Here is an 18,504-nt window from a genome sequence, read left to right on the forward strand (position 1 = left end):
CCCCCTATTCCGCCGCGACCGGCGCCAGCGACGCGGTGCGCGACACCCGCGGCAGGGTCAGCCGTGCCTCGGCCGCTTCGGCCAGCATCCGGGCGACCCGTGCGGCATCGGGGATCGAGCGCAGGGCGGGCTGGGTCTTGGCCCAGTATCCGGGGCGAAGGTGCGGCCATGCAACGAGGACGGAGATCCGCGTCTCGCCCAACGTTTCCAGTGCGATGGTGCCGGTGCCATCCCGGCGCAGGTCCAATGCGGCCGATCCAACCTGCGCGAAGGGCAGGTTGAAGGTCACAGGCAGCGCCGCGCCGATCCGCATCACGACCCGGGCAGTCGTCAGGGTGTATACCGTGGCCCGGGCCTGTGCCCAGGCAAGGCCATAGATGATCGCAAGGCCGAGAAGGCCGAGAACAAGGTAGGGAAGCCCCATCGCAAGGGCCAGCGCCGGTCCGCCATCGGCCCAGGCCGACCCCGCGCGCCAGATGACGATCAGGGCGAAATAGGCGGCGAACAAGCGGATCTTGTAGGCATCCCGCGCCAGGGCCCAGGCGTCCGGGCGTCCCTGCCAGAGGATGTGTTCACCCTGCGGGGGCCGTTCCGGCAGCCCTGGCAGCGCGTCGAAGGCAAAATCGTCATGGCCTGACATCGCAGACCCTCCATTCTGAGGTTGAAAGGCGGGGGCCCGGGCGCGGGCCCCCGCCTGTCAGTCGTTCAGAACCCGTGCTTGCGCTTGGGCGCGTCGTACATCCACCCGGAGGCGACGTAGGACGAGATCTTGTCCTCCTCGAGCTTGGTCACTTCCGTCGCCGACTTCGTGGCGGGGATGTTCTCGAAGCTGTCCGAGGCAAGGAAGTTCACGCGCACCCGGTCATCCCAGATCCGGGCCAGGGTCATCGGCACCAGCCGCCGCTTGCCCGAGTTCAGTTCGATCTCGAGGTAGCGGACCAGTTGTTCGGGCGCGTCGACCCAGAGGTCGGCGACGCGGCCGACAACCTCCAGATCGCCCGCCTGGACCGGCAGGCCGCGCGGGTCGCGCCCGGCGCTGACCGTCAGCCCTTCGGCCCGCGACATCGGGAGGATCTTGTTGTGACCATGGCCGTCCAGCTCCGGTTCATCCCGGCGCGGCACCCAGGAGGCGGGACCGACGCCATCGAGCATCGGGTTGCCCGTCGGCGCATGGGGGAAGCCCTCGGACGCGGCGGTTCGGGCAAGGGCAAGGTTCGTGCGGCGATGCGCGGCCTCATTCGCGGCGGACGGAACCGTCACTTCGCCCTTGCCATGCGGCAGGCGGAAGGTCTTGGGCTTCGGCACCGGGAAGGGGCCCTGGTTCGGGGCGGTCTGGCCGTCCTCGGTCTCAAGCGGGTAGCCCTCGCGCATGTTCTCGGTCTGCAGGTAGTAGATCAGTAGCGCGAAGAAGAGCCAGAAGCTCCAGATCGCGGCCGAGGCGAGGTCGAAATCGCCGAAAAACTCGACACCTAACATGGTGGTATCCTCCGTGGGTCAGGTCGGAAACTCGGCGATGCCGAAGCGGTCGCCAGGGTCTTTGGTTGAGACAAGCGGGGTGAGGCGGACCAGGGGTCCAAGGGCGATGAGGGTCAGGAAAAGTAGCCCGATCTCAAGGTGGTAGACGAAGCTGTAGCCAAGGTTGGGGTCGGTCAGCGCCGGGCCGAGCGCGCCAGAGCCGGCAAGGTGGCCGACGATGTCGCGCAGGGCTCCGGCAAGGAAGATCGACAGGCCTGCGGCCGTGGCCTGTGCGGCACCCCAAGCCCCGAGGGCAAGACCCGCACCCGTGCCCGACGACTTAAGCGCCATCGCAGCGGTCAGGGTCGAGACGGCGAAGAGGCCAGCGCCGAAGCCGACCAGCCCGGCACCGGCGTAGAAGAGCGCCACGCTGTCCAGTGGCCCGGCGAAGATGATGGACGGAAAAGCCACGAGTCCCACCAGGATGCCGCGCGCGGCGGTGCGGTAGGGGTCGGCGTTCCGGGCCAGCCAGCGGGCGGCCATTAGAAAGCCAGCCAAGGCGCCCATCGCGTAAAGGGCGGTCAGAAGCGTGGTATGCGAGACGGAAAGCCCCAAGACCTCGCCGCCATAGGGTTCAAGAAGCACGTCCTGCATGTTGAACCCAAGGGTCCCGATCACCACGACCGCCAGCAGCCTCCCCGCGCTGCCGCCAGCCATCAGGTCGGCCCAGGCATCGCGGAAGCGCGGGCGCGGTGCCTCACGCTCGGCGCGGGTCATCGGGGTGACCTTCTCCTGCTTCCAGAGCGCGATCAGGTTCAGGATCAGCGTGGCGGCACCGCAGCCCTGAACCACGCGGACAAGGGTGATGGGGTCGAAGTCGCGCAGAAGCCAGCCGACCAGGACCGCCGAAAGCCCCATGCCCAGCAGGAACATGACGTAAAGAAGCGCCACCACCCGCGGCCGGGTTTCGTCATCGGCGCGGTCGCTGGCCAGGGCAAGGCCCGCGGTCTGGGTCATGTGAAGGCCAATCCCGGTCATCAGGAAGGCAAGGGCGGCCAGCACCTCGCCTGCCCAGGCGGGGCCGTGGACCTGATCGCCCGACAGCACGATGAGCGCGAAGGGCATCACCGCAAGGCCACCCATCTGCCAGAGGCTGCCGAACCAGAGATAGGGGATGCGCTTCCAGCCGATGGCCGAGCGGTGCGTGTCCGACCGGTGGCCGAGAAGTGCGCGGAACGGGGCCACCAGAACCGGGATCGCGATCATCGCGGCCACGATCATGGCGGGGACCGAAAGCTCGACGATCATCACGCGGTTCAGCGTGCCCAGAAGAAGCACCGTGGCCATCCCGACCGAGATCTGGAACAGCGACAGACGCAGAAGCTGGCGCAAGGGCAGCCCTTCGGAGGCCGCCTCGGCAAAGGGCATCCAGGCGGGGGAGAGGGCCTTGATGTGCTTCTGCCGCAGGATCATGCGCGATACTCCAGGCAGTCCGAGATGTAGAAGCCGCGCGCGACGCGGCCGACGCGCGAAAGGCCCGGCCCGGTTGCGCGGGAGAGGTCTTTCAGACCATGCGGGATCATCACGGGCGAGCGGTCGGAGCGTGGGAAAAGCTTGCCGGCATGCCACATGGCCATCAGCAGCGCCGTGCGCGGGGCGACGGTGAAGACGATATGCCCGGAGCGGGTGCCAAGGGCCTTGAGCGTCCGGCCGATGTCTTCGGCGGAATAGTAGATCAGGCTGTCCATCGCCACGACGGCATCGAAGGTGCCAAGTGCCGGGTCGGTCATGTCGCCGGCGTGGAAGGTCACCTGCTGGCGCAGGGCCGGGGGAAGGCGGTCGTGCGCGATCTCGACCAGCTTCGGCGAGATGTCGGCGGCGGTGACGGTCGCGCCGCGCCGGGCGAGTTCCTCGGTCATCATCCCCGTGCCGCAGCCTGCATCCAGAACGCGCGCCCCGCGCAAGTCCTGCGGCAGCTGCGTCAGCATCAACGCGCGCATCCGGTCACGCCCCTCGCGCACCGTCTGGCGGATACGGGAAACCGGCGCGTCCGAGGTCAGCCGCTCCCACGTCTTGGTGGCGGTGCGGTCGAAGTAGGTTTCAACCCGGTCGCGCGTGGTGGCGTAATCGGCCATCAGTCGAACCCCAGAAGTTCGAAGATCTCCCGATCGGGCAGGGGCTCGGGGAAGCTTTCAGGCAGGTTGACCGAAGCCCAGAGCGTTTCGGCCAGGGCAAGGTAACCGGCGCGGGCCATCAGGATGTCGTCCTCGTCCGGCATCTCGAAGAGGGTCTTCTTCTTCAGGCGGCTCCGGCGGATCGCGTCGATGTCGGGCATGTGGGCGAGGCGGTTGAAGCCGACCTTGGCGCAGTAGCGGTCGACCTCGTCGGTCGCCTTGCTGCGGTTTGCGACACAGCCCGCGAGCCGCACCTTGTAGTTCGACGATTTCGCCTGCACCGCCGCGATGATCCGGTTCATCGCGTAGATCGAGTCAAAGTCGTTCGCGGTCACGATCACCGCGCGGTCGGCGTGCTGAAGGGGTGCTGCAAACCCGCCGCAGACGACGTCGCCGAGGACGTCGAAGATCACCACGTCGGTATCGTCCAGAAGGTGGTGCTGCTTCAGAAGCTTCACCGTCTGCCCGACGACATAGCCGCCGCAGCCGGTGCCGGCGGGCGGGCCCCCGGCTTCGACGCATTTCACGCCGCCGAAGCCTTCGGTCACGAAATCCTCGGGGCGCAGTTCCTCGGCGTGGAAGTCGACTTCCTTTAGGATGTCGATCACCGTGGGCTGCAGGCGCCCCGTGAGGGTGAAGGTGCTGTCATGCTTCGGGTCGCAGCCGATCTGCAGGACACGCTTGCCTAGCATGGCAAAGGCGGCCGACAGATTCGACGAGGTGGTGGATTTGCCGATCCCTCCCTTCCCGTAGACCGAGAATACCTTGGCGCCCTCGATCCGTTGCGTGGGGTCAAGATGCACCTGCACCGAGCCTTCGCCGTCCAACCCCCGAAGCGAGGGAATGTCGTCTCTCGGGCTCATGTCTGATCCCCTTTCCTGGTCCATGCGGTCATTCCGCTGCAATTCCTTCCATCCGGTCCTCAAGCTCGTCCGCGGCGCGTTGCAGCGCGGCGAGCGTATCGGGCGAGGGTTGCCAGTAGTTCCGGTCCGACGCCTCGAGAAGCTTCGAGGCCATGCGGACCGAGGCTTCCGGGTTCAGCGCGGCCAGTCGCTGGCGCATGTCGTCATCGAGGACGAAGGTCTCCGACAGGCGCTGGTAGACCCAGGGCTCAACATGGCCAGTGGTGGCCGACCAGCCCATGGTGTTCGTGACATGCGCCTCTATCTGCCGGACACCTTCGGCACCGTGGCGCAGAAGGCCTTCGTAGAACTTCGGGTTCAGCGTGCGCGACCGGCTTTCCAGCGCGATCTGGTCGGCCAGCGTACGCACTTTGCCGCCGCCCCGGGTCTGGTCGCCGATGTAGACCGGCGTCGCCTCGCCGCCCCGGGCCCGTTTCACGGCGCGGGCGATCCCGCCCAGCGTGTCGAAGTAGTGGTCGACGGACGTAACGCCGAGTTCGACCGATTCCAGGTTCTGGTAGGCAAGGTCCACATCGCGCAGGGCCTTCTGCAGAAGCGCGGGCTGCTTCACCGGCTTGCCGTTCAGGCCGTAGGCAAAGCTCTTCCGCGCCTCGTAGGCATCGGCAAGCTCGTCCTCTTCGCCGAAGGCCGAGGAGCCGACCAGCACGTTGACGTTCGCCCCATAGGCCCCTTCCGCGTTCGAAAACACCCGCAGGGCTGCGGTTTCCAGCTCCACGCCCATTTCCTCGGCATAGGCAAGCGCATGGGCTCGGATGAAGTTCTGCTGCAGCGGCTCATCGGCAGATGCGGCCTTCCACGCGGCTTCGGCCAGCATCCGGGTCTGCAGGGGCAGAAGGTCGCGGAAGATGCCCGACAGGGTCATCACCACGTCGATCCGGGGGCGCCCAAGCTCGGCCAGCGGAACAAGGTCGGCGCCCGACAGCCGCCCGTAGTGATCAAACCGGGGCTTTGCGCCCATCAGCGCCAGCGCCTGGGCGATGGGTCCGCCGTCCGACTTGATGTTGTCCGACCCCCAGAGGACAAGCGCCACGGTCTGAGGCAGCCGGTCGTGCGCGTCCAGGAGCCGCTGCGCCTGTGCCGCCCCATCGGCCAGCGCAAAGGCGGTGGGCATGCGGAACGGATCGAAGGCATGGATGTTCCGGCCCGTGGGCAGGATCGCGGGCGAGCGGATCAGATCGCCCCCCGGGACCGGCGGGATGTAGCGGCCGCCAAGCGCGCGGAGGAGGGCCGGGATTTCTGTATCCTCGCTCAGGTGCCGCGCCGCTTCGGCCCGGGCCTCCTCTGGCACCAGCGACAGAAGCTCTTCCAGCGCTGCCGGGTCGGGCCTCTTGCCAAGCACATGCAGACCGTCGGTGATCAGCGCGCCTTCGGTTTCTAGCACCTTCAGCCAAAGCGTCTCGGGGTCGCCCGCCAGATCGACGGCCTTCGCCTGCTCTGCCACCAGAAGCAGCATTTCCTCACGTTCCGGTGCATCGGGCGGCAGGGCGCGGAGGCGGGTCAACGTGTCCTTGAGGTCCGCGAGCCCTTTGTAAAGCCCAGCGCGGGCGAGGGGCGGGGTCAGGTGCGTGACGGTGATCGCGTTCGACCGGCGTTTCGCCAGCGTCGCCTCGGAGGGGTTGTTCGCGGCGTAAAGATAGACGTTCGGCAGGTTGCCGATCAGCCTGTCCGGCCAGCAGGCCCCGCCGACTCCGGCCTGCTTGCCTGGCATGAACTCCAGCGCCCCGTGCATCCCGAAGTGCAGGAGTGCATCGGCCCCGAAATCCTCGCGCAGCCAGCGATAGAAGGTGGTGAAGGCGTGGGTCGGCGCGAAGCCTTTTTCGAAGAGAAGGCGCATCGGGTCGCCTTCGTAACCGAAGAGCGGCTGAAGGCCGACGAAGACTTTGCCGAACTGGCAGCCGAGGACATGGACGCCGCGCCCGTCGGTCTGCACCCGGCCGGGGGCGGGGCCCCAGGCGGCCTCGGTATCCTTCAGCCAGCGGCTGCGGGCGACGATCTCGGCCGCCGGAATGGTGACATGGACGTTGGCAGGCTGGCCGTGGCGGGCGGCATTGCCGGTCAGGACCGCGGCGCGCAGGGCATCAACGCTTTCGGGCGGGGTCAGGTCATAGCCTTCAGCTTTCAGCGCGTGCAAGGTGTTGAAAAGGCTTTCGAAGACACCAAGGTAGGCGGCGGTCCCGGCAGCCCCGGCGTTCGGCGGGAAGCCGTAAAGCACGATGGCAAGCTTGCGCTCAGACGGGGTGGAGGCGCGCAGGCGGGCCAGCCGCGCGACCTTGTCGGCCAAGGCCTCGACCCGTTCGGGGCAAGCGGCCATGGCGCGGGTCTGCAGGGCATCGGGCGAGGCGGCCTGGCAGCTGCGCCCGCAGCCGGTGCAGCCTTCCGCGCCGTGGCGTCCGGCGAAGACCGTGGGGTTCGACGCCCCGTCAATCTCCGGCAGCGCAATCAGCATCGTCGTCTCGACCGGGCCCAGCCCGCCCGAGGAGGCCTGCCACTGGCCAAGGGTCTGGAATTCCAGCGGATGCGCAGCGACGTAAGGCACGTCAAGCGCGGTCAGCGCGGCGACGGCGGCGGGGCTGTCGTTATAAGCCGGGCCGCCGACAAGGCTGAACCCGGTCAGCGACACCAGTGCATCCACTCGGCCCTGCAGGTAGGCGTCGATCGCGGGCCGGCCATCAAGGCCACCGGCAAAGGCGGGAAGGACGGCGATCCCCTTGGCTTCAAAGGCCCGGATCACGGCGTCATAATGCGCGGTGTCGGCTGACAGGATGTAGGACCGCAGCATCAAGAGGCCGACGGTCGCCGTCGCACCCTTCGGGCGTGGCAGGTCGCGCGGGTCCGTGGTCATCCGGTCCTTCAGCGACGGATGGTAAAGGCCGACTTCAGGGTAATCGACCGGGTCCGCCGCCTTGACCTTGCGCCACTCGGGATTGGTCGAATAGCGGGCGACAAGGAAGCGGATCATCGCCTCGAGGTTGTCGTCCGATCCGCCAAGCCAGTATTGCATCGACAGGAACCAGGCGCGCATGTCCTGGGCCTTGCCGGGGATCCAGCGCAGGATCTTCGGCAGGCGGCGGAGCAGCGCCATCTGCTTCTGGCCCGAGGAGGCTGACGGCTCCTTCGATCCCCGCAGCTTCTTCAAAAAGGCCATCGCGCCCGAAGCGGGCTTCGACATGTCCAGATCGCCCATCTTCGTGAGTTTCACGATCTGCGGGTCCGCAATGACACCCACCATCGCGTCAAGGCGCGGGCGGGCCGCGGTCAGCTCTGGCAGGATGGCGGTGATGTGCTCTTCGATGAATAGAAGGTTCGCGACGATGATGTTCGCCTCGGCCACCGCTGCCCGGGCGCGGGCGAGCGCGGCGGGGTTCTCGGCCCATTCGGCGGCGGCGTGGACGGAAACCTCGATCCCCGGGAAATCGCGCGCCAGCCGCGGGGCGATCCGTGCGGCGGGCCCGGCGGCATGGGCGTCGAGCGTAAGGATGACGAAGCGATAGCTCGCCTTCATGCGCGCCCTCTCGGCCTGCATATGGCGATCATCGCGCATAATGGGCCTTTGCCTCGTAGAGGGTGTCGATCGAGATCGCGGTCACGCCCCGGTCGGCGGCGAACTTCTCGGTGTTGCGCTTGGCCTTGCCGCGCACGAAGAAGGGGATCTTCTTCAACTCGCGTTCCGCATCGGCCAGCCAGATGACCTCGCCCGTCTGGGCGGTCTCGGGAGCTGCCTCCGCCTCCTCCTCGCGGGCCACCGCCTTGGCGCCGTGGTGGCTGGGGCCGGCGGCATCGTGGAACTCGAAATCCTCGCGGAACATGGTCAGAAGGTGTTCCTCCAGCCCCATGACCAGCGGATGCACCCAGGTGTCGAAGATCACGTTCGCGCCTTCGAAGCCCATCTGGGGGCTGTAGCGGGCCGGGAAGTCCTGCACATGGACCGGCGCGCTGATCACGGCGCAGGGGATGCCCAGCCGCTTGGCGATGTGGCGCTCCATCTGCGTGCCAAGGATCAGCTCGGGCTGAAGCCGGGCGATCTCTGCCTCCACCTCCAGATAATCGTCGGTGATCAGCGCCTCGAGCCCGTAGGTCTTGGCGGCGGCGCGGACAGGGCGGGCCTGTTCGCGGTTATAGCAGCCCAGGCCCACGACCTCGAACCCGATCTCCTTCGCGGCGATCCGGGCCGCAGCAATGGCATGGGTGCCGTCGCCGAAGATGAAGACGCGTTTGCCGGTCAGGTAGGTCGAGTCGACCGAGGCCGCATACCAGGGCTGACGCAGGCCACTTTCCGGCGGCAGGGGCAGGCCGGTGATCGTGGCGACCTCGGCCAGGAAATCACGGGTAGCGTGGGTGCCGATCGGGACGACACGGGTGAAGGGCTGGTTGAGTGCCTTTTCCAGGTGCCGGGCAGCGGTCTCGGCCGTTTCGGGATACATCAGCACATTGAAATGCGCCGCGCCAAGGCGGGCGATGTCGGCCGGTGTCGCGTCCAAGGGCGCACAGACGTTGACGCTAATGCCCATCCCGGCAAGCAGCCGGGTGATCTCGGTCACGTCGTCGCGGTGGCGGAAGCCAAGCGCGGTAGGGCCAAGAAGGTTGCAGGCCACAGCCTCGGTGCGGGGCAGGGGCTTGGCCAGCGCCTTGACGATCTGGAAGAAGGTCTCATCAGCGCCGAAGTTTTCCTTGCGGCTGTAGGACGGCAGTTCCAACGGGATGACCGGGACCGGCAGCGCCAGCGCCTCGGCAAGGCCTCCGGGGTCGTCCTGGATCAGTTCTGCGGTGCAGGAGGCGCCGACGATCATCGCCTGCGGCTGGAACCGCGCGAAGGCATCCCGCGCCGCGTCCTTGAAGAGGTTGGCGGTGTCCGCCCCCAGGTCGCGGGCCTGGAACGTGGTGTAGGTGACCGGCGGGCGGTGATTGCGCCGCTCGATCATCGTGAAAAGAAGGTCGGCATAGGTATCGCCCTGCGGCGCATGAAGGACGTAATGCAAGCCCTTCATCGCGGTGGCGATCCGCATCGCGCCCACATGGGGCGGGCCTTCATATGTCCAGAGTGTCAGCTTCATTCCGCTGCCTCCGGGGCAAGAAGCGCATGGCGGCGGAGGGGTCGGGCGAAAAGACCCGCAAGATCAGCGGCTTGCTCGTAGAAATGGACCGGGGTGAAGACAAGCTCGATGGCCCATTTGGTGGCCATCCCCTCGGCCTCCAGCGGGTTCGCAAGGCCTAGACCACAAACCGTCAGGTCCGGCTGCGCGGCGCGGACACGGTCAAGCTGGCGCTCGACGTCCTGGCCTTCCGACAGGGTCGGGCCCTCGGGCAAGAGGTCAAGTTCCGGCCCCATCAGCTCGCGGTGGAGGTAGGGCGTGCCCACTTCGACCGGGACCATGCCGCATTCGCGGGCCAGGAACCGCGCCAGCGGGATTTCCAGCTGGCTGTCGGGGAAGAAGAAGATCCGCTTGCCGCGGAGGGTCTCAGAGACCGTGGCCAGTGCGCGTTCGGCCCGGGCGCGGGGGGCAGCGATCACCGCCTCTACCCGGTCGCGCGGGATCCCGAAGGCGGCAGCGACCGCATGCAGCCAAAGCGTGGTGCCTTCCGCGCCGAAGGGGAAGGGGGCGCTGACGGGCCTTGCCCCGAGCTTGACAAGCGCGGCATGGGTTGCGCCGAGGAAAGGCTGCACCAAGGCCACCTGGGTCCGGGGCCCGACCGCGGGCAGGTCAGACGAGCGGCGCGCAGGCAGGCAGCGCACGTTCGGCACCCCGATGGCCGACAGAAGGCCCAGCATCTGGTCCTCGACCACATCGGGCAAGGCGCCCACAACCAGCAGGCCTTCGTCTTGCGTCGCAGGAAGGCCCGGCACCATGGCCTCGAGACAGGCATCCTCACCTTCGGTGAAGGTCGTTTCGATCCCCGATCCGGAATAGTTCAGCACCCGCACATGCGGGGCATGCACCTGGTTCAACCGCTCGGCGGCGCGGGCAAGGTCAAGCTTGATGACTTCGGAGGGGCATGACCCGACAAGGAAGAGCTGCCTAATGTCAGGACGGCGAGACAGAAGGCGTGCAACTTCCCGGTCAAGCTCGGCATTCGCATCAGCTAGACCCGCCAGATCCTTCTCTTCGAGAATCGCCGTGCCGAAGCGCGGCTCGGCGAAGATCATCACCCCGGCCGCCGCCTGAAGAAGATGCGCGCAGGTGCGCGACCCCACCACGAGGAAGAACGCGTCCTGCATCTTGCGGTGCAGCCAGACGATGCCGGTCAGGCCGCAGAACACCTCGCGCTGCCCGCGCTCCTTCAGGACGGGCGTGTCGCGGCAGCCACGCGGGGGGGTGTCAACGCTCATGCCGCGACCCCCTGGTCAAGCCGCGCCCGGCGCAGTTTCAGGATGAACTGGCCCGCGTTGATGACATAGGCGGTGTAGGCCGCGAGCGCGATAACCATCAGCCCGTGCGGGCTGAACGCACCCGTCCACAATCCGTAAATGTACAGCGTATGCAAGGCGATGACGGCAAAACTGAAGACGTCTTCCCAGAAGAAGGCAGGGGCGAAGAGGTACTGTCCGAAGACCTCTTTCTCCCAGATCGCGCCGGTCACCATGATGACATAGAGAAAGCCGGTCTTGACCAGGATCGATACCGTCGCGGCCCCGTAGCCGTCGCCCGTCCAAAGGAAACGCAGGACCAGCACAAGCGACACGGCAAAGGCCAGGAATTGCGCCGGCGCCAGGACACCCTGAACGATTGTCCAGGGCGACGCATCGCGACGTGCGCGTTCTTCGGCCGTGTAGAGCTTGGAGTTGTGCCCCTGTGCACCGCTCGTCTGCATCGACGAAAAGCCCTTCCCCTGGTGCTTCTGCTGGGCCAAGGGTATCCGGACGGCGGGGACTGTCAATCAAAACTTACATCATTGGCGCTGACACTTCCTGCGGCGAATTGCTCCATTCCTTCGGCCACGGTGCCGATTTCTTCTGAAAAAACAGGGAAAACCGACGCTGTTGGTCTCGGCCGGCAGCTCGGTTACCCCGTGGTGTCAATTTGCTTTGACAATGCATCGTCCATCGCGGAAAATGTCGTTCAATGGACCCGTACTGGTTCCGCCTTCTCGTTCGCTTGCGGACGCGGCGCGGTGCAGCACCAAATGGAGGTGGAATGCGCGACAGCCAGCATGGCGGGCGGGAGAGCCGAGCCGGTGGTGCCCTGGCTTCCTTGGCGCGTTCGGTCGTTCAGCGGCTGGCCGTGCGCGACGTCACGCCTGACCGGGCAGCGGACGATGTCATCGTCGCATCCATCGCGCGCGCGCTCATCGGACCCAATCCGGATGGCATGAATGCCTTGCGTCAGGACCTTCGCCGCGCCCGGATCAGCGACACGGATCTGGCCGATCTCTACTTTCCCGAAGTGGCACGTTATCTCGGCTGTGCCTGGGCGGATGACGAGGCCGCCTTTACGGATGTTTCGATCGCAGTCGCGCGGATGCAGGCGATGCTGCGCGACCTTGGTCGTAGCTGGACCAGCAACGCCAGCGCACAGCATAGCAGCGCTACCGTGCTTGCCGTCCTCCCCCAGGGCGAGCAGCACAGCCTCGGCGTCATGTTGATGACTGGGCAGCTTCGCCGCCAGGGGGTCTCGGTCCGGCTGGAGATCGGGCCGACTGAAGAAGACCTGCGTCGCCTCGCTGAAGGGTGCCATTTCGACTGTGCGATGATCTCTGTCGCCTGCAACGAGCAGATTGCCGGATGCAGGCGGGCTGTCGATGCGCTCCGGACCGGCTCGGACGGGCGGCTGTGGATTGCAGTCGGCGGCCCTCTTGTTCAGGGGCCGATCGATTTAAGCGCACGCACAGGTGCAGATATCGTGACCTCTGATCCGCTTCAGGCTCTGCAGGGGGCGCTCTCCCGGCGGGCAAGGCAGCATGAAAAGATTACAATGGGTTGACTCTTGCGGTTACACGGGTAGCTGACAACGAACATAAACAGGCCTGACTTGACAACCGACGGACGCCATCTCCTGAACGCGGGCAAGCTGCCCATGATCGCCCCGGATCACCTGACCGAGATTCTGGCGTCGACGGCGGACATCTGCCTGCTCGTCAGCCCGACGCTTCGTATCGTGTCGGTCATGGTCAATCAGGCGCATCGGTCCCATGGGCAGCTCTCCGACTGGGAAGGGATGCAGCTGACCGACGTGCTGACCGAGGAAAGCCGCAAGAAGCTTGAGGCGCGCATCGCTGACCTCGCCTCCCGCGGGTCGGTGGTGGCCGAGCTGAACCACGGCACGCTGCAAACCTGGGATTTCCCGGTGCGCTATGCCATGCACCGCATCGGCCCGGATGGCTCGATCCTGATGCTGGGGCGGGACCTCAGGCCTTTGGCCGAAGTGCAGCAGCAGCTTGTCGCGGCGCAGCTTGCGCTGGAACGTGATTACGAGGCGCAGCGCGAGATGGACACCCGCTACCGGGTGCTCATGGAGATGTCCCGCGATCCGATCATGCTGGTCTCGATGTCCTCCGGGCGGATTGCCGACCTCAACCCCGCCGCAGCGTTGCTGCTGGGCGGCAGCCGGGCCGAGCTTGTGGGGGCCGCTGTCGCGCAGGAATTCGACGGCCGCCGCCGGGGTGAGTTCATCGAGGCCCTGGCCTCGGTCGCCGCGGCCGATGCCGCTGCGCCGCTGGAGGTGACGGCACGCCGGTCGCAGCGTAGGGTTCTGGTCGCCCCGCGTCTTTTCCGTGCGGCTGGCGAACGCATTCTTCTCTGCCTGATCGACCCTGCGGACCGCAAGTCGGGCGCCGGGGATGAACTCGCGGAAAACCTGAACCGTCTGTATCACGAAGGCTCGGACGGCATCGTCTTTGCCGATGGCGAAGGCGTGATCCGTGCCGCGAACGAGGCTTTTCTGAACCTGACCGACGCCAGCGGCATTGCCGCGGTGCGGGGCCGTTCCATCGCAGATTTCCTCGTGCGCGGGCAGGTCGACCTGCGGGTGCTCCTCGACAACGTCAAGCGCACCGGCCAGCTTCGGCTTTATGCGACGCGGCTGACGACCGATTTCTCCGGCCAGATCGCAGTTGAACTTTCGGCCAGCTGGCTGAATGACCGCCCGAACCCGGTCCTCGTGATGGTGGTGCGCGACGCCAGCCGTGCCGATGCCCTGCGCCGCGCTGGCCCCGGGATGCCCGACGAAGGGTCGCGATCGGTGATGGAACTTGTGGGCTCCTCGACCCTGAAGGACATCGTGGCAGAGACCACCGATGTGATCGAGAAGATGTGCATCGAGACGGCACTGGAGCTGACACGCAACAACCGCGTGGCCGCCGCCGACATGCTGGGCCTCAGCCGCCAGTCGCTCTACGTCAAGCTCCGGAAGTTCGGCCTGCTGAACAAGGACGGCGACTGATCCCGCCGGTCCGGTTGATCCATGTCAATGCAAATGGAACAGTCACGGTGTCAACATAGGTTGACACAGCGGGGGGCTGATCCATGCGCATCGTCTTCGTCCATCCCAACTATCATTCCGGTGGGGCCGAGATTGCCGGAAACTGGCCCCCGGCCTGGGTGGCCTATCTTGCCGGAAGCCTGAAGGCGAAGGGCTTCGACGACATCCACTTCATCGACGCGATGACCATGCATGTCGGCCCTGAGGACCTGCGCGCGCGGCTGGTCGAGCTTCAGCCCGACATCGTCGGCGTCACCTCGATCACCCCGTCGATCTATGCCGCCGAGGACGTCCTCCAGCTTGCGGCAGACTGCGTGCCGAATGCCCTCCGCGTTCTTGGCGGTGTCCATGCCACCTTCATGTTCCGCCAGGTCCTGTCCGAAGCACCCTGGGTCGACGTGATCGTGCGCGGCGAAGGCGAAGAGATCATGGTCGCCCTCGCCGAAGCCGTCCGTGACGGGCGCTGGCCGGCCGACGCCCGGAAGATCAAGGGCCTGGCCTTCAAGGACGGGGACGAAATCGTCGCGACCCAGGCCGCAAGTACGGTGAAGGACCTCGCCTCGATCAAGCCCGACTGGACGCTGATCGACTGGCCCCACTACATCTACATCCCGCTTGGCGTCCGCGTCGCGATCCCGAACATGGCGCGGGGCTGCCCCTTCACCTGTTCCTTCTGCAGTCAGTGGAAGTTCTGGCGCGACTACCGCGTGCGCGACCCCAAGGCCGTCGCCGACGAGATCGAGGATCTGGTCACCAACCACAAGGTCGGCTTCTTCATCCTTGCCGACGAGGAACCGACGATCAACAAGAAGAAGTTCGTCGAATTCTGCCAGGAGCTGATCGACCGCGGCCTGAACGAGCGGGTGAAATGGGGCATCAACACCCGGGTCACCGACATCTACCGCGACCGCGACCTTCTGAAGTTCTACCGCAAGGCGGGCCTCGTCCACGTCTCCCTCGGCACCGAGGCGGCAGCCCAGCTGAAGCTTGACCTCTTCAACAAGGAAACCACCGTCGCCGAGAACAAGGAGGCGATCCGCCTTCTGCGCGAGGCCGATATCTTCACCGAGGCGCAGTTCATCGTCGGCCTCGACAACGAAACGCCCGAGACGCTGGAAGAAACCTACCGCATGGCGTGGGACTGGCAGCCCGACCTTGCCAACTGGTCGATGTATACCCCATGGCCCTTCACGCCCCTTTTCCAGGAGATCAAGGACCAGGTCGAGGTCTTCGACTTCTCGAAATACAACTTCGTCACCCCGATAATGAAGCCTGCTGCCATGACGCGCGGCGCGCTGCTGGAAGGCGTCCTCAAGAACTACCGCCGCTTCTACATGAAGAAGGCGCTCTTCCATTACCCCTGGCGCGGCACCGGCTTCCGCCGCCGCTACCTCCTTGGCTGCCTCAAGGCCTTCCTCAAGGCGGGCGTCCAGCGCAGTTTCTATGACCTTGGAAAGCACGGCTATTTCAAGCCGGTCAAGCGCGACAACCTCGAATTCCACTTCGACGAGACGCGCACCATCGCCGAGGCGCAGATGGCCGACTGGGAGGCTTCCGCCGACAAGGCCGCCCGCGCCGCCGAACGCCGCGCGGCGGTGAAGGCGCAGATGCAGGACCGCGCCAAGGACCGCGCCGGCGTTCCGGACCTTTCGCCCATGGCCTGCGGCGGCGGCAAGGAACAGATGCAGGAACCGGCGGAATAGATGGACGGGGGGTTCCGGGCAGAAGCAGGCGCGCGGATCGGCCCGAACGCGATCCTGCAACTGCTGCCGGTCCTTGACCGCACCCTTGGGCGCAGCGGGCGCGACCAGCTTCTGGCGGGCATCGACCTGCCCGGCCCCGACGCCGCCATGTGGCCCGAGGCAGCCTGCCGCGCCGCGCATCTTGCGGTCTGGCAGGGCTGTGGCGACAAGGCCCCAGCGATCCTGGCCGCGGCAGGGCAGGGCACTGCCGACTACATTCTTGCCAACCGGATTCCCGGTCCGGCGAAGACGCTGATCCGCGCCCTTCCGTCAGTCCTTGGCGCGCGGCTTCTGGCCGATGCAATCACCCGGAACGCTTGGACCTTCACCGGATCGGGCAGGTTCCGTCTCGCCTCCCGCGCGCCCCTGACCTTCGAGATCACCGACAACCCGCTCGACTTCGGCGGGCACTGGCACGCCGCCGTCTTTGACCGCCTCTTTCGCACGCTCGTATGGCCCGCAGCGCGGGTCGAGGCGGCGCAGGACGGCCGCATCAGCCGCTTCACCCTGCATCGCTGCTAGGCCCAACCCCGGGAAGCGGAATGCCCTGTCAACGACCTCCCCGCGACAGAATGGCGCTTGTCAGACTCTCGACTGTCATGTTTACTTGACACATGACTGTCAGCGCCACCTTCCAGTCCCGCCAGTATCCCGAACCGCGCGCCATGCTGCGGCTGATCAAGCCGATCACCTGGTTCCCGCCGGTCTGGGCCTTCCTCTGCGGTGCCGTCTCCTCCGGCATCCCGCTTGGCGCGAACTGGCCGACGGTGATCCTCGGCATGATCCTGGCCGGTCCCATCGTCTGCGGGATGAGCCAGGCCGCCAACGACTGGTGCGACCGCCATGTCGACGCGGTGAACGAACCCGACCGTCCGATCCCCTCGGGCCGCATCCCCGGCCGATGGGGCCTCTGGATTGCCCTTGCCATGACCGCCCTCAGCCTTGCCGTCGGCTGGCTTCTCGGCCCCTGGGGCTTTGCGGCCACGGTCGTCGGCGTGATCGCGGCCTGGGCCTACAGCGCCGAGCCCATCCGCCTGAAGCGTTCAGGCTGGTGGGGGCCGGGCCTTGTCGCCCTGAGCTACGAGGGGCTCCCCTGGTTCACCGGCGCCGCCGTCCTGCTGGCCGCCGCCCCAAGGTTCGAGATCGTGATGATGGCGGCGCTGTACGCCTTCGGCGCGCATGGGATCATGACCCTGAACGATTTCAAGGCCTTGGAGGGTGACCGCCAACATGGCGTCCGCTCGCTTCCCGTTGTCCTCGGCCCCGAGGTCGCGGCCAAGATCGCCTGCACGGTGATGGGCCTCGCGCAGGCGCTGGTAATCGCTTTCCTCCTCGTCCTCGGCAAACCCTGGCACGCCTTGGCCGTGACCGCGCTCCTTCTGGCCCAGATCGCCGCGATGCGCGTCCTCTTCCGCGACCCGAAGGGCAAGGCACCGTGGTACAACGGCACCGGTGTCGTCCTTTACGTCACCGGCATGATGGTCACCGCCTTCGCGCTCCGGGGGCTGGCATGACGCTGACCTGGCTTCAGATCGTCCGCCTTGGCCTTGTGCAGCTCTGCCTTGGCGCGGTCGTGGTGCTGACGACATCGACGCTCAACCGCCTGATGGTCGTGGAACTGGCGCTGCCCGCCATGCTTTCGGGTGCGCTGGTCGCGCTCCACTCCTTCGTCCAGATCACAAGGCCCAGCTGGGGCTTCTGGTCGGACGCGCAAGGCAACCGCACGCGCTTCATCATCGGAGGGATGGCGGTCCTCTCGTTCGGGGCGGCGCTCGCTTCGCTGATGGTCGCACTTGAGGTAGCGGGGCAGGGCTGGGGGTTGGCCGTCTCGGTTGCGGCCTATGTCCTCATCGGCATCGGGGCAGGGGCCTCGGGCACGTCGCTCCTCGCCCTTCTCGCAAGCGGCTGCGCCCCGCAGCGCCGCGCCGCTGCCGCCACGATCACCTGGCTGATGATGATCTTCGGCATCGCCGTCTCCTCGGGCACCATCGGTGCCTTGCTCGACCCCTATTCACCGCAGCGCCTGATGGTCATCGTGGCCGCGGTCACTGTCGGCGCGGTCCTTCTGACGACCGCCGCCATCTGGGGGATCGAGCGCAAGGTCATCCCCGCCCGCCTACCGGATGAAACGCCCCTCCGCCGCGGCCTGGCCGAGGTCTGGTCGGAACGCCGGACGCGGGTCTTCACCCTCTTCATTTTCCTCTCGATGACCGCCTTCTTCCTGCAGGAACTGATCCTAGAACCCTACGCCGGCCTCGTCTTCGCCTATTCGCCTGGCCAGTCGACCAGCCTTTCCGGCGCGCAGCATGGGGGCATGTTCGTGGGCATGCTTGCCGTGGGCATTGCAGTCTCCGGCCTTCGTCTTGGAACACTGAAGCTATGGGTCACGGCGGGCTGTCTTGGCTCGGCCGTGTCACTCGCGGTGATCGCGGCGCTGGGGCAAATGCAGATCGGCCTTCTGACCCCGGCGGTCACCGTCCTTGGCGTCTTCAACGGCATGTTCGCCATCGCCTCGATCGGCGCGATGATGCAGCTTGCCGGGCAGGGACGCGAAGGGCGCGAAGGCACGCGGATGGGCGTCTGGGGCGCCTCTCAGGCCATCGCCCAAGGCCTTGGCGGCTTTGCGGGCGCGGCGCTCGTCGATGTCCTGCGCCTGTCCGGTGATACCGCCGACGCCTTCAGCCTCGTCTTCGCGGCCGAGGCCGCCCTCTTCCTTGCTGCCGGCCTCATGGCCTGGCGGATCATCGACGGCGGGCGCCTTCGCGCCCAAGCCCCGCAACTCGTCCCGGGAGAATGA

Annotated in this window: 15 protein-coding genes; 6 read left to right on the plus strand and 9 right to left on the minus strand. The window is 66.6% G+C overall.

Going from position 1 to position 18,504, the window contains the following annotated elements:
- Positions 1 to 4 precede the first annotated feature (4 nt).
- From puhB to bchF, 9 genes are all read right to left on the minus strand, one after another.
- Complete coding sequence (gene puhB, locus AC2D9V_RS12700) at positions 5 to 640, minus strand: photosynthetic complex putative assembly protein PuhB (RefSeq protein WP_484714432.1); 636 nt, start codon at positions 638 to 640, stop codon at positions 5 to 7.
- Between the two features lie 65 nt (positions 641 to 705).
- Positions 706 to 1,476, minus strand: coding sequence for a photosynthetic reaction center subunit H (gene puhA / locus AC2D9V_RS12705; protein ID WP_484714433.1), 771 nt, complete (start codon positions 1,474 to 1,476; stop codon positions 706 to 708).
- A gap of 18 nt (positions 1,477 to 1,494) precedes the next feature.
- Positions 1,495 to 2,928, minus strand: coding sequence for a PucC family protein (locus AC2D9V_RS12710; protein WP_484714434.1), 1,434 nt, complete (start codon positions 2,926 to 2,928; stop codon positions 1,495 to 1,497).
- The gene (bchM, locus tag AC2D9V_RS12715; RefSeq protein ID WP_484714435.1) at positions 2,925 to 3,590 is read right to left on the minus strand and encodes a magnesium protoporphyrin IX methyltransferase; all 666 of its coding nucleotides are present in this window, start codon (positions 3,588 to 3,590) and stop codon (positions 2,925 to 2,927) included. The genes AC2D9V_RS12710 and bchM overlap by 4 nt, the downstream gene beginning before the upstream one ends.
- Positions 3,590 to 4,492, minus strand: a complete 903-nt coding sequence (gene bchL / locus AC2D9V_RS12720; protein WP_484714436.1) for a ferredoxin:protochlorophyllide reductase (ATP-dependent) iron-sulfur ATP-binding protein — start codon at positions 4,490 to 4,492, stop codon at positions 3,590 to 3,592. The genes bchM and bchL overlap by 1 nt, the downstream gene beginning before the upstream one ends.
- A gap of 28 nt (positions 4,493 to 4,520) precedes the next feature.
- Complete coding sequence (locus AC2D9V_RS12725; RefSeq protein WP_484714437.1) at positions 4,521 to 8,093, minus strand: magnesium chelatase subunit H; 3,573 nt, start codon at positions 8,091 to 8,093, stop codon at positions 4,521 to 4,523.
- Positions 8,083 to 9,603 (minus strand): ferredoxin:protochlorophyllide reductase (ATP-dependent) subunit B, encoded by a 1,521-nt coding sequence (gene bchB, locus AC2D9V_RS12730; protein ID WP_484714438.1) that lies wholly within the window; start codon positions 9,601 to 9,603, stop codon positions 8,083 to 8,085. The genes AC2D9V_RS12725 and bchB overlap by 11 nt, the downstream gene beginning before the upstream one ends.
- Entirely contained in the window at positions 9,600 to 10,877 is a 1,278-nt protein-coding gene (locus tag AC2D9V_RS12735) for a ferredoxin:protochlorophyllide reductase (ATP-dependent) subunit N (protein WP_484714439.1), read from the minus strand. Before AC2D9V_RS12735 ends, bchB begins: the two co-directional genes overlap by 4 nt.
- Positions 10,874 to 11,359, minus strand: coding sequence for a 2-vinyl bacteriochlorophyllide hydratase (gene bchF / locus AC2D9V_RS12740; protein ID WP_484714499.1), 486 nt, complete (start codon positions 11,357 to 11,359; stop codon positions 10,874 to 10,876). The genes AC2D9V_RS12735 and bchF overlap by 4 nt, the downstream gene beginning before the upstream one ends.
- A gap of 323 nt (positions 11,360 to 11,682) precedes the next feature.
- On the opposite strand from bchF, the gene AC2D9V_RS12745 reads away from it, so the two are divergent.
- The 6 genes from AC2D9V_RS12745 (at position 11,683) to AC2D9V_RS12770 (ending at position 18,504) form a co-directional block, all read left to right on the plus strand.
- Positions 11,683 to 12,468 (plus strand): cobalamin B12-binding domain-containing protein, encoded by a 786-nt coding sequence (locus tag AC2D9V_RS12745; protein WP_484714440.1) that lies wholly within the window; start codon positions 11,683 to 11,685, stop codon positions 12,466 to 12,468.
- Positions 12,469 to 12,561: 93 nt separating this feature from the next.
- The gene (gene ppsR, locus AC2D9V_RS12750; protein WP_484714500.1) at positions 12,562 to 13,926 is read left to right on the plus strand and encodes a transcriptional regulator PpsR; all 1,365 of its coding nucleotides are present in this window, start codon (positions 12,562 to 12,564) and stop codon (positions 13,924 to 13,926) included.
- A gap of 83 nt (positions 13,927 to 14,009) precedes the next feature.
- Positions 14,010 to 15,668: a magnesium-protoporphyrin IX monomethyl ester anaerobic oxidative cyclase gene (gene bchE / locus AC2D9V_RS12755; protein WP_484714441.1), complete on the plus strand. Its 1,659-nt coding sequence runs from the start codon at positions 14,010 to 14,012 to the stop codon at positions 15,666 to 15,668.
- A complete protein-coding gene (bchJ, locus tag AC2D9V_RS12760) occupies positions 15,669 to 16,229 on the plus strand; it encodes a bacteriochlorophyll 4-vinyl reductase (protein WP_484714442.1) in 561 nt (186 codons plus the stop codon).
- A gap of 92 nt (positions 16,230 to 16,321) precedes the next feature.
- The gene (chlG, locus tag AC2D9V_RS12765) at positions 16,322 to 17,221 is read left to right on the plus strand and encodes a chlorophyll synthase ChlG (protein WP_484714443.1); all 900 of its coding nucleotides are present in this window, start codon (positions 16,322 to 16,324) and stop codon (positions 17,219 to 17,221) included.
- Positions 17,218 to 18,504, plus strand: a complete 1,287-nt coding sequence (locus AC2D9V_RS12770; protein WP_484714444.1) for a BCD family MFS transporter — start codon at positions 17,218 to 17,220, stop codon at positions 18,502 to 18,504. The genes chlG and AC2D9V_RS12770 overlap by 4 nt, the downstream gene beginning before the upstream one ends.

The organism is Tabrizicola sp. T46 (assembly GCF_057219895.1).